General features: G+C 39.7%; 10 protein-coding genes, 1 tRNA gene and 1 riboswitch. Of the genes, 8 read left to right on the top strand and 3 right to left on the bottom strand.

The annotated features are described in order from the left end of the window. On the top strand, positions 1-346 hold a 346-nt coding region (gene tnpA, locus VAHSUH02_RS08960; RefSeq protein ID WP_105112046.1), incomplete at its 5' end, for an IS200/IS605 family transposase. 637 nt (positions 347-983) lie between these two features. On the opposite strand, the gene VAHSUH02_RS08955 is transcribed toward tnpA, so the two are convergent. Next, complete coding sequence (locus tag VAHSUH02_RS08955) at positions 984-1,436, bottom strand: hypothetical protein (protein ID WP_005382841.1); 453 nt, start codon at positions 1,434-1,436, stop codon at positions 984-986. Positions 1,437-1,453: 17 nt separating this feature from the next. Further along, complete coding sequence (locus VAHSUH02_RS08950) at positions 1,454-1,732, bottom strand: helix-turn-helix domain-containing protein (protein WP_038148711.1); 279 nt, start codon at positions 1,730-1,732, stop codon at positions 1,454-1,456. A gap of 171 nt (positions 1,733-1,903) precedes the next feature. Continuing rightward, a riboswitch (cobalamin riboswitch) is annotated at positions 1,904-2,074 on the top strand. Between the two features lie 420 nt (positions 2,075-2,494). Between VAHSUH02_RS08950 and VAHSUH02_RS08945 the strand changes: the two genes are divergently transcribed. The 6 genes from VAHSUH02_RS08945 to VAHSUH02_RS08920 all read left to right on the top strand — a co-directional run bounded on the left by VAHSUH02_RS08945 (position 2,495) and on the right by VAHSUH02_RS08920 (position 10,009). Next, positions 2,495-2,579, top strand: a tRNA-Leu gene (locus VAHSUH02_RS08945). A 171-nt stretch (positions 2,580-2,750) separates the two neighbouring features. Then, entirely contained in the window at positions 2,751-6,041 is a 3,291-nt protein-coding gene (mfd, locus tag VAHSUH02_RS08940) for a transcription-repair coupling factor (RefSeq protein ID WP_005382845.1), read from the top strand. Then, the gene (locus VAHSUH02_RS08935; RefSeq protein ID WP_005382852.1) at positions 6,038-7,642 is read left to right on the top strand and encodes a putative polysaccharide biosynthesis protein; all 1,605 of its coding nucleotides are present in this window, start codon (positions 6,038-6,040) and stop codon (positions 7,640-7,642) included. Before mfd ends, VAHSUH02_RS08935 begins: the two co-directional genes overlap by 4 nt. Next, complete coding sequence (mazG, locus tag VAHSUH02_RS08930) at positions 7,626-8,405, top strand: nucleoside triphosphate pyrophosphohydrolase (RefSeq protein ID WP_005382853.1); 780 nt, start codon at positions 7,626-7,628, stop codon at positions 8,403-8,405. The genes VAHSUH02_RS08935 and mazG overlap by 17 nt, the downstream gene beginning before the upstream one ends. Positions 8,406-8,457: 52 nt before the next feature. Then, entirely contained in the window at positions 8,458-8,757 is a 300-nt protein-coding gene (locus VAHSUH02_RS08925) for an HU family DNA-binding protein (RefSeq protein WP_005381952.1), read from the top strand. A 97-nt stretch (positions 8,758-8,854) separates the two neighbouring features. Continuing rightward, a complete protein-coding gene (locus VAHSUH02_RS08920) occupies positions 8,855-10,009 on the top strand; it encodes an MGDG synthase family glycosyltransferase (protein WP_005378598.1) in 1,155 nt (384 codons plus the stop codon). Between the two features lie 96 nt (positions 10,010-10,105). Here VAHSUH02_RS08920 and VAHSUH02_RS08915 read toward each other — a convergent pair whose 3' ends face one another. After that, the gene (locus VAHSUH02_RS08915) at positions 10,106-10,426 is read right to left on the bottom strand and encodes a hypothetical protein (protein WP_005382856.1); all 321 of its coding nucleotides are present in this window, start codon (positions 10,424-10,426) and stop codon (positions 10,106-10,108) included. Between the two features lie 139 nt (positions 10,427-10,565). On the opposite strand from VAHSUH02_RS08915, the gene VAHSUH02_RS08910 reads away from it, so the two are divergent. Next, positions 10,566-12,521: an ABC-F family ATP-binding cassette domain-containing protein gene (locus tag VAHSUH02_RS08910; RefSeq protein ID WP_005382857.1), complete on the top strand. Its 1,956-nt coding sequence runs from the start codon at positions 10,566-10,568 to the stop codon at positions 12,519-12,521. The last annotated feature ends 88 nt before the right edge of the window (positions 12,522-12,609 follow it).

The following is a 12,609-nucleotide window of genomic DNA, read 5'->3' as shown; positions in this document are numbered from 1 at the left end:
TGAAATACTGAGACGTTTATGTGAATATAAGGGCGTCAAGATTATAGAGGGGGAGCTTATGGCAGATCATGTGCATATGCTAGTGTTAATTCCACCTAAAATATCAGTTTCATCTTTTATGGGATATCTAAAGGGTAAAAGTGCGCTAATGATGTTCGATAAACACGCAAACTTAAAGTATAAATTTGGAAATAGACACTTTTGGTCCGAGGGATATTATGTAAGTACGGTAGGATTAAATGAAGCTACCGTAAAAAAATATATACGTGAGCAAGAGTTACATGACCAAATGAAAGATAAACTTAGTGTAAAAGAATATGAGGACCCTTTTAAGGGTAGCAAGTAATACATATCCCCTTTAAGGGGACCGTTACGAGTCAATGGCTATGCGGCTTGAACGTAGTGAAAGCCAGCGCCTTTAGACGCTGGCCTAGTACTACGGGCTTATAGCCCGTGAGCAAACCACCCGTTTTACGGGTGGTTCTGATTTGTCTGAATATGATTTATAGAGCTTATAGATCTAAACTAACTTAAAGGCCTCGTTAGGTAGGCTTTTTAGAATTAGAACAGGCCTGTTCTAATTTGTAGGACCCCATATAGCTAGACCATCTTAGAGATAGTACAGGCCTGTTCTAATTCGTAGGGACTCTATATGGATAGGTCGTCTCAGAGATAGAACAGGCCTGTTCTAATTCGTGGGGCCTTATATAGATAGGCCAACTTAGAGATAGTACAGGCCTGTACTAATTTGTAGGCCTTATATAGATAGGCCAACTCAGAGATAGAACAGGCCTGTTCTAATTCGTAGGGACCCTATATGGATAGGTCGTCTCAGAGATAGAACAGACCTGTTCTAATTCGTAGGACATCATATAGATAGGCCAACTCAGAGATAGTACAGGCCTGTACTAATTCGTAGGACCTTATATATGGAGGCTTAATGCTAACAAAACGGAGCTGCTTGTATTAACAGCTCCGTTTTGTTAGTTGGATACTTCTTTTAATTGTCCTGCAGCAATCGCCATATTTTTAGAATAGATGGCTTGCATATAACCATATGTATCTGGTTTTAATTCTTTTAGCTTAGGGTTTTTCTTAATGTTTTTACGTAGAATTTGACCTGTAAGAGCATCAATTAGATTGATTTCGTCTTGTGTCCAATAGATGGTATCAGCATCTTGGTTGAAATAGTAATGATTGATATATTCTGTCATGTAATACATGGCACCTTGATGGCTATATGTTTTGGCGATGATTTCGTAGTTATTGCCTTCGCCTGCACGGACGATGACGCGATTATCCGCGTAGTATTGTTGACCGTTCATGCGATACATATAGGAATAGCCTCTAGCGTTCTCTAGGTCACCTATATTAACTGCGTAGGCACTACCCGTTAAGGCAAGGAATGTAAGCGTTAGAATAGCTAATTTTTTCATAGTATGGTGATTGCTCCTTATTTGGCATGAGGCTGATCTGATTCAGCGACGACGTTGACCACAACTTGTTGGTCGGATGGTATTTGACTCATGATAACCGGCATTGGTTGTTCCATGGCTTGCGCAATGCCTTTTATTTGTCGAATCGCAACTGGTACGGGTGTAGAAGACCCGTCTTGAAAGTTTTGTTCTAGTGTATTGATTTCGCTAACTGTTAAAACTGCTTTTGCTGCAAATGTTTCTTGTGAAAGTTGGTGTTCCTCGCGGAATGCTTTTATAATGTCTCCGATATACATAATGACCTCCATAATGTAAATTACTCTATCATTATACATGAAAGCATAATGAGATAATAGATAGATTGAAATATAGTCTTTTGTTATTAGTGTATTATAAATATTTATTTATGAAAATGTAAAAAAGGTTTGACGAAAGTAACATACGGTGATAATATAAACACATAGACAACATCATATTTGGGAATAGGTGCTGAAAAGCATAATAGAGAAGCTGGTTAAAGGCCAGCACGGTCCCGCCACTGTATGGTTGAGCGAGTCTAATTAAGTCACTGGGAAACTGGGAAGGCTAGATGAGCGTTGACACCGAGTCAGGAGAACTGCCTATTCAACATTCACCATTTGACCTACGAGTGATAGGGAGGAGAAGTTTTAGACTCCCTTTTTACGTACCCGTAAAAAGGATTTTTTTGTGTAAATGATGTTTTGTAGTACACAAATTATAATCTTTGTATCGTTAGAGTAGTCATGGTGAATATACCGTTTGGTATTATCAGCATGGCTTTTGTTATGTCTGTTAATATATTTATTGGTAAATGTAGGGCATGCATTTATTCATCATCATCCTAAAAAGAGAGATGGTCCTAGCACCTAGGTTAGGTGTTTGGACCATCTCTTTTTTTGATTCTTGGAACTTTAGAGTTGATAGATACATAGACATCTTGAAATTGTTAATTCTATATATATGATGAAGTCTCATAAAAATTACAAAAAATGATTGACGACATATATAATAAGTGGTATTATAGTTTCAGTCGGTACGCGGGAGTGGCGGAATTGGCAGACGCACCAGACTTAGGATCTGGCGCCTTACGGCGTGGGGGTTCAAGTCCCTTCTCCCGCACCAACTATATTTGCACCTGTAGGTGCTTTTTTTTTGCCCATTTACATCTGTTCAAGGAAACAGGCTTTTTTTTTTGCATATTCGTAAATATGCTATAATAAATTATCAGTACTATTGTACTTGTAATAGATATGTTTAAGATATTATATAGATAATCATTATATATGGTGCAGTATGGATACTTCAATTGACACACTGCTTTCACAAAACCCATCTATGACAGATGGGCTAAAGGCGTTTCGCCAAAAGGGAAAGTCAGTTATATATGGTTTAAGTGGATCACAAAAGTCATTCCTCTTAAGCCGTGCTATTCCAGAGGAACAAGTACAATCTATTATTATCGTGGTGCACGATAAAGAACATAAAGAATTGTGGGAACGGGATTTGGCGTTTTTCTGGCCTAATGTGCAGGTATTGCCATTTCCCATTACAGAACGTGTAGAATTTACTACCGTAGCTCGTAGCCTTGAAGGACAAGGGGCTCAAATGCGAGCGCTTAGTATGTTGGCCTGGAATCGTCCTGTTGTAGTCATCGCTACAATAGAAGAGGCCACGCAATATGTAGTGAGTCCTCAATATGTTATATCTCAAAGTGTACATCTTGAGGTTTCTCAATCTATAGAGCGAGATGAGCTGTTAGAAAAATTAGTTAAAATTGGATATGAACGCGTAGACCAGGTAGAACAACGTGGTCATTTTTCTGTGCGCGGAGATATTTTTGATATCTTCCCTGTGAATAGTGATGATCCAATACGTATGGAATTCTTTGGCGATGAAATCGACACGATGCGCCATTTCTCCGTAGATACACAACGGTCTATTGAAACGGTAGATGCCTATACGGTAACACCATTCTTCTTAACTAGTGATGACGCAGATAGTACATTGCTATCTTATGCAAAGGATGGACTTATCATTTATGATGAACCGGTGCGCATTCAAGAAGCGTTGAAGAAATTCTTAAAAGAAGATACAACACATCGCAAGCAACATTGTGAATGGTCTGAATTACAACGCTCTGTAGATGCTAAGATTGAGGTGGCTTTCACATTCATGCAACAGCGTTCTATAGGGCTAGCTGGATTTTATCCGATTGGCATTCAAGGTAAAACGATGACGAGCTTTGAGCGTCAAATTCCATTGTTGATGGATGAAATCAAGCAGTGGCAAAAGCTGGGCAATCAAGTTGTGCTTGTGATTAATAATTTGCAGCGCCGTGAAGGCATAGAAAAGACTTTGCATGGTGATGCCATTCCGTATAAGCTTTGTGAAAGCTGGGATTTTGAGCCTAATACGGTTCACGTTATGCAAGGCTTATTAACTGATGGCTTTGAATTACCGCATAGCCATTTAGTCGTCGTTGTAGAAGGCAATATTTACGGGCAGCAAAAACGCAAACTTCGCAATAAGCCTAAAAAAGGCCAAGAAATTAATTATTTTACGGATTTATCGGTCGGCGATTACGTTGTTCACAGCATGCATGGTATCGGTAAATATGTGGGCTTAAAAACGATTGAAACAGAAGGTATCCATCGAGACTACATTGAAATTGCGTATGCCGGAACAGATAGACTGTATTTGCCTGCTAGTAATTTAGATCAATTGCAAAAGTATATCGGCAATGAAGGCGATGTACCTCGCATTCATAAGATGGGTGGTAGCGATTGGCGTAAAGCGGTTACAAAGGCACAGAAATCCATTGATGATTTGGCGGATAAGCTAGTTGAACTGTATGCGAAACGGGAAATTACAGAAGGATTTGCGTTCTTGCCGGATCAACCGTGGCAACAAGAATTTGAAGATGCCTTTCCTTATGAGGAAACAGAGGACCAATTACAAGCTACGCGAGAAATTAAAGAATCCATGGAACGACCAACACCGATGGATCGCTTGTTAGCGGGGGATGTGGGCTTTGGTAAAACAGAGGTCGCTATGCGTGCCATCTTTAAGGCCGTTGTGAGCGGTAAGCAAGTGGCCGTATTGGTACCAACTACTGTATTAGCTCAGCAACATTACCAAACGTTTTTAAATCGATTTAATCCATTTGGTGTAAAGGTAGATGTACTCAATCGATTCCGTTCTACAGCGGAGAAGAAAGAGGTGCTAAAGGGCGTCGAAAATGGTTCTATCGATATCTTAATCGGCACGCATTCCTTGTTAAATAAAAAGGTAAAATTCAAAGATTTAGGATTCCTTGTCGTAGATGAAGAACAACGTTTTGGCGTAGCACAAAAGGAAAAATGGAAGGAATGGGCTAGTAATATTGACGTCCTTACCTTAAGTGCGACACCTATTCCACGGACACTTCATATGTCTCTTGTAGGTGTTCGTGAAATGTCGGTCATTAGTACACCTCCAGAGGATCGACTACCAGTACAGACCTATGTAGTAGAATACGATATGAATCTCATAGCTGATGCAATTAAACGAGAACTTGCTCGAGGGGGACAGGTTTACTTCGTGTATAATCGGGTAGCATCGATTAATCATATGGGTGAACTATTAGAACAGGCGTTGCCAGATTTGCGTTATGCTATTGCACATGGACAGATGACAGGCCGTCAAATCGAAGAAATTATGACCGATTTCTATGAAGGTCATTATGATGTATTGCTCAGTACAAGCATCATTGAAACAGGCCTTGATATACCAAATGCCAATACGATTATCATATACGATGCGGATCGTTTAGGCTTATCTCAACTCTATCAAATGCGTGGCCGTGTAGGTCGGTCTAGACGACGCGCTTATGCATATTTCATGTATCGACCTGATAAGATGCTTTCAGAAGCGGCAGAAAAACGTTTGAAAGCCATCGAAGAATTCACAGAATTAGGGGCGGGATTTAAACTGGCTATGCGCGATTTGGAAATTCGAGGGGCTGGTAATCTATTAGGTTCACAACAACATGGTAATATCGCATCGGTCGGCTTTGGCATGTATGTATCTATGTTAGAGGAAGCCATTGCGAAAGCACAAAATAAAGAGGTCGTCAAAGAGGTAGTACCAGATCCTGCCATTGACCTTGAAATCGATGCTTTCATAGATGATGCCTATATCAAGGATAGTGCGCGCAAGATTTCCGTATATCAACGGATGTTACAAATCAAGAATAAAGCGCAGCTTGATGATTTGACGGATGAACTTATCGACCGTTTTGGTACACCAACGGATCCGGTAGATCGTTTACTACGAGTCGCTCAAATTAAGGAACAGGCTCGTTTGTTGGGAATTAAGAGCATCGTTCGTCGCGATGGTCAGCTCATCATCCATTGGCAAGATGATTCAAAAATGGCCGATTGGGATATGGGTGCTGTTCGCGAAGATTTATGGAAGAAAATGAAGTTCATGGACACAAAACCTGCGTCATTATACATCAGTTTGAATGGATTAAAGGGATCTATTTTAACGATTACAGAAGCGGTGATGAAGGAGTTGTCAAAGAAATCTAAGGGGGGCCTATGAACCGATTTTTAAAGGGAGCCATGATTTTAACCATAGCTGGTGTTATCGTTAAAATTATTGGTGCTTTCAGTAAGGTACTCGTCGCTCGTATTCTTGGAGGCGAGGGGATAGGTCTCTATATGATGGCCTATCCGATATACCAGATTATAGTTAGTATTTCGGCTGCAGGGATTCCTGTGGCAATCTCCATTATGATTGCTGAAAAATTGGCGAATAGGGATATGCGTGGGGTACAACAAGTTTTTAATGTATCCTTACGGGTGCTTACACTAGTAGGTATTATATTTAGTGTGGGACTTTATGCTAGTGCAGAATGGCTTATCAAATGGAATATTATAACGGATTCAAGGGCTTTAATACCGATTCAATTATTATCGCCGGCTATTATTGTTGTCACTATTTTAAGCTGTTTTAGAGGCTATTTCCAAGGTTTCCAATATATGGTTCCTACCGGGACAAGTCAGGTTTTTGAACAAATATTTCGCGTAGGGTCCATGGTGGGACTTGCGTACTATTTTATCGACTCCGGATTACATCTGGCTGCAGGTGGCGCTACCTTTGCCACATTTCCGGGCGTATTAGCGGGTTTAATCGTACTTGTGTATTTTTATAGGTCTCAACGTAGTTTGCGTCAGCAGATGCTAAGTGAGCAAAATGAAGAGGCCCCTATAGAACGTACCAGTGCTGTTATTAAACGTTTATTTGCCCTAGCCATTCCCGTTTCCATGGCCAATATTATGTTGCCTATGGTATCTTTAATTGATACTTTTATCGTTCCAAAACGATTGATGGATATTGGCTACTATTTACATGAGGCGACTACACAGTTTGGATATTTGACAGGGATGGCCACGTCATTAATTGGATTACCTATTATTTTAACGACGGCTCTCGCAGCGAGCCTCGTACCGGCTGTATCCGAAGCGCATGCAACGGGGAATAAGGGTCGTATAATCGAGCGTGCTAGTACAGCGATGAAGATTGCCAATTTATTTGCTATACCGGCTTGTATAGGTTTGTGCGTATTGGCAACGCCTATTTCTCAGTTAATATATGCAACGCCCAATGCAGGTCCCGTTATTGCCGTGATTAGTCTTAGTATTATCTTTTTAGGATGGCAACAGATTACGGCTGGTATATTACAAGGATTAGGGCGCACCATTATTCCTATGCTGTCTATTTTTATAGGGCTTATGGTGAAAGCTATCTTAGACTATCAATTGACAGGATCCATTGAACTCGGTATTAATGGTGCTGCATGGGCTACGAACTTAAACTTCGCCATCGCGGCCTTAATTAATCTAGTATTCGTAAAACGGTATGTAGGTAGTGTTATCCAATGTATGAACCTATTGAAAATCATCATTTCCGCTATGGCTATGGGTGGTGCTACACAAGTTAGCTTTATGTTTCTTGTCGATATGGTTGGTAATGGTGTTGCTGTAGCTATTTCTATCCTTGTTGCACTTATTGTATATATACTATCTCTTTGGATTACTAAGGCCATCGTAATGGATGATATGTATCATATGCCTGTTATCGGTAAACGATTGCGTAAACGCCAAGTAGAGGAGAATCGAATCTATGAAGACCAATATTGATATACAACCTCTTGTAGAGGTGGTACAAAAATTACGCTCTCCTAATGGATGTCCTTGGGATAAGGTGCAAACTCATGAATCATTGCGCCGTTATTTTATTGAAGAAACCTACGAAGTAATGGATGCCATTGATAATAAAGACATGGATAATCTGCGTGAAGAGCTAGGTGATGTATTACTACAAATCGTGTTTCATAGTAGCATTGCTGAAGAAAACGGGGCTTTTACATTACAAGATGTAATAAATGACGTAACTGAGAAGATGATTCATCGTCATCCTAATGTATTTCCAGAAGAAAATCCTGATAATAAGGGAAAAATATACACTTGGGATGAATTAAAAGCACAAGAAAAGGGAAATATACGAAAAAGTGTATTAGATGGAGTATCCAAGGGTTTACCTGCATTGGTAGCTGCTCAAAAGCTACAAGATAAGGCCGGAAAGGTAGGTTTTGACTGGGATGAGCTGGAGCCAATTTGGGCAAAAGTGAGTGAAGAAATCGGTGAATTTAAGGAGGCTGTAGACTTAAAAGATAGAGAAAATATGGAAAAAGAGGCAGGAGATGTGCTTTTTTCCTTGATTAATCTATTTAGATGGTATAAAATAAGCGGTGAAAATGCACTGAATCGCACAAACACTAAGTTCCGACAGCGTTTTTCACATGTAGAAGCTTGTGTTAACCAAAGCGATCGCTCATGGGAAGACTTTTCATTAGCTGAGCTGGATGCTTTTTGGGAGGAGGCTAAAGTGCAGGAAAAGTAACCTAGAGGTATGTTAGTAATCTCGGGTATTGTATTTTTAAGGAGGTTCTGTCATGAATAAAACAGAATTAATCGCAAGTGTTGCACAAAAAACTGAATTGACTAAAAAAGACGCTGAAAAAGCGGTAAAAGCTGTATTCGACACAGTTGCTGAAGAATTAGCTGCTGGTGGTAAAGTTCAAGTTATCGGCTTCGGTACTTTCGAAGTTCGTGAACGCGCTGCTCGTGAAGGCCGCAACCCACAAAACGGTAAAACTATCACTATCAAAGCTTCCAAATCTCCTGCATTCAAAGCTGGTAAAGGTTTGAAAGAACAAGTTAACGCAGCTCCTGCAAAAAAACGCAAAAAATAATCTGAATAAGATGTAAAAGAGACCCGATAGGGTCTCTTTTTTCGTCTATGTTATTTTTTCTTGTTTATGTGGTATAATCACAAGGAAAGGATAGATTATGACTACAGAACAATCACGGAAGGTCCTCATTGTATCTGCCTCTATTGGGACAGGACATATGCAGGCCGCAAGGGCGATAGAAGAATATTGGAAATTAAAAGAACCACAGGCAGAGATTAGCCATGTGGATTTTCTTGATACGGAAACCTTGTCAGTAGAACATCTTATCAAGGGTACATACATTAAGATGATTGACGTATTTCCTATGTTATACGATATGATTTATCGTGTATCAAAGGGGGAGAAAAAAGGGACTATTTTACAAACCGTTTTGTCCTATATTCTTAAAAGTCGTATGTTGAAGCTCATTCAACAAGAGAAGCCTGATGTGATTGTATTCACGCATCCATTTCCGTGTGGGGCCGCCTGTATTTTGAAACGCCAAGGCCACATTGATGTCCCGTTAGTGGCCATTCTAACGGATTTCAGTAGTCACCAATTCTGGATTTACCCTCAAGTAGATACCTATTTTGTCGCTACAGAGGACATGGTAGGAGAAATGACGGCCGTCGGTATTGAGCAGAATAAAATCCATGTGTCCGGCATTCCGGTGCGTAGATCATTCTTTAAGGATGCCATCGATCACTATGAAATGAAATCCCCTGTTAAGGTTCTCGTTATGGGGGGAGGATTAGGCTTAGGTTCATTAGAGATTGCACTTCAACATTTAGATGCGGTCAATGGTATTGATGAGATTACTGTCGTAGCGGGACAGAATACATCGCTCTATGAGTCTCTAGTAAATCTTAGTGTACGGATGAAAACGAAAACCACTGTATACGGTTATACATCTAATATTTCTGAGTTAATGCACTCAGCGACTATGCTCGTTACAAAGCCTGGTGCATTGACCTGTATGGAGGCTGTTACCATTGGGCTTCCTATGGTTTTCTTTAATGCTATTCCCGGTCAAGAAGAGGCTAATGCGGAGCTATTAGAAGAGCGAGGTTGTGCGCGTTGGGCTAGAGATATACATAATTTAGAGGACGTAGTGGCTGCATTGTTAATCAATCCGCCACGGTTACAACAAATGTCTGAACAAGCACGTGCTTGGCATGTAGATGGTGCTGCTAATATCGTAAACGAACTCATTCATATTCTAGATACAAAAACAGATGCACTTTCTACTAAGTGCGAGTTAGAAATACTATAAATAAAAAGGTCATCCCCGAAACTAATTTACCTACCATATGTATGGATTAGGTAACCATTAGTTTGGGGATGACCTTTTTATTATTCGCGTGCGAAATTATTGATAGTTTTTAATGTTTTCTGTACGTATCATTTGTAATGCGTTTAAGAAATCTTCTGTTGAAGTATGTTCTTCCAGTAGTGCTTGTAATTGATGAGAATCATTAAGGCTTACACTCCATTGGAATGAATCGGTATCGTCATATACATTGAATACGATTGGGGTATCGAGTGTATCTGGCATATGACCATCGTCGTCGGATACAGTTGCATAAGTACCATCGTCTAGTAGTTCAACAAAAAGTGTATCATAACCATCAAAGTCGATAATTTCAAAATCTAGAGCATCATAAAAATCTAATATTGCATCTGTTGCCATGAGAACCTCCTAATAGTATGTACTTATCATGTTGGATTACTGTCTAGTTATCTATCTGTATTCTACTGATGCGGTGTATGACTGTCAATGAAAATCTGTAGTATAATAAATAACATAATGATAATAGAGGAGTACGGGTATGAATGTAATTTGTTTGCAGAATATAGAGAAATCGTATGGCACACGATTGTTATTTACCGATGTGTCCATAACATTTACAAATCAAAAACGATTGGGACTTGTGGGAATCAATGGAACTGGTAAATCAACCTTTTTAAAGATTTTAACAGGCCAGATGGAGTGTGATAAGGGTACTATTGAGCGCAATGGCAAGGCTACCATCCATTATTTAGCACAAACGCCAAGTTTTGATGAAGGTAATACCTTATTGGAAGCCATTTTAGATGGTGACCATCCGCGATTACAAATGGTAAAACGATTTGACAAGGCCAGTCGCGATTACCATTATATACAAGAACAGGACGTATCTGATGAACGTATTGAGCGTCATTATATGCAGTGCTTAGAAGAAATGGATACCCAAGATGGATGGCAAGTAGAGCAAGAGGCGCGTATCATTTTGAGTAAATTGGGCTTTCACGATGTCAATATGTCAGTTAGCTTATTATCGGGTGGTCAAAAACGTCGATTGGCGTTAGGACAAGCATTATTATACCCTTGTGATTTACTCCTCTTAGATGAACCTACTAATCATTTGGATGAAGATAGTATCGAGTGGCTCGAAACATATTTAAGCAATCGTCAAGGTGGTCTTTTAATCAGTACTCATGACCGATATTTTTTAGACTCCGTATGTAATGGTATTTTGGAATTATCCAATCGTCACATGTATGAGTACGAAGGGAATTATGAAAAATTTATTGAATTGAAAGCCAATCGTGAGGCACGCCAAGCTGCAACCGAGGAGAAACGCCGTCAATTTTTAAAGCGGGAAATCGAATGGGTACGCCGTGGTGCTCAAGCCCGTAGTACCAAACAAAAGGCCCGTTTGCAACGGTATGAAACGCTTAAAAATATGGAGAAAACTAGACGTCCTGATCAAATGGATCCGATTGCCTTAAAGACTCGATTGGGCAAGACTATTTTTGACATTGAACATTTATCCTTTGATTTTGATGGACGCCCTATGGTTGATGATTTTACATATCACGTGGTGCGTCATGACCGCATTGGTATCGTAGGTCCCAATGGGGTTGGTAAATCGACATTTATGAAAATCATCGATGGCACCTATGAGCCAGTATCAGGAACTATTGGCAAAGGCGAGACTGTTCGCATTGCACACTTTAAACAGGAATTGCCTGAATTTGATGAAAATATGCGTGTCCTTGATTATATAAAAGAGGAACATTCCTATATGTCGCTAGGTGATGGCACAACGTTAAGTGCAGGTCAAATTTTAGAACGCTTTTTATTCACCCCTGAATTACATGGTGTGCCTATTCGTAAATTATCTGGTGGTGAGCGTCGTAGATTGTACCTTTTAAAATTGCTTATGAGTGCGCCTAATGTACTTCTCTTGGATGAACCGACTAATGACTTAGATATCCCTACACTAGAGGTATTAGAGGATTTTCTTGATTCCTTCAGTGGCGTTATCATAACCGTGTGCCATGATCGTTATTTCCTAGACCGCGTGGTAGATAAATTATTTGTATTTACGGGCAATGGTCGTATCGATATTGTTCACGGATCTTATTCTGATTATAAGGCTGACATTGGTGAAAGTAACAATTCACCATTCTATGTACCTGAACAACAGAGTACTAGTACTCATAGAACTGAGGCAGAATCTGATTCTATGGATACAATTGGTGCATCCTCTAGTACTGAATCTAGTCATACAGAAAGTCCTGTAAAGAAAGGCCTCAATAAGGCTGAAGAGGCAGAATATGCATCGATTATGGAGGAACTGCCAAAACTAGAACATCTTGTTAAAGGGTTGGATGTCATGATTGGCCAAGCCGGTACAGACTATGAAAAAATGCAAACCCTCATGGCTGAACGAGAAGAGACACAATCTCAAATCGATACATTGACTGAACGATGGATGGAATTAGAAGAACGTCTATAAATCTTTGTTTTATGCGATTTTTTAATACCTGATATGCATAGGAATTACTTTCAGAATCATTGATAAAAATCACATTTTGTAGTATAAT

It is taken from the genome of Veillonella atypica KON (assembly GCF_002959915.1).
GTDB lineage: Bacteria > Bacillota > Negativicutes > Veillonellales > Veillonellaceae > Veillonella > Veillonella atypica.
The sequence above is the reverse complement of the archived record's forward strand: the minus strand, read 5'-3'. Positions and strand labels throughout refer to the sequence as shown.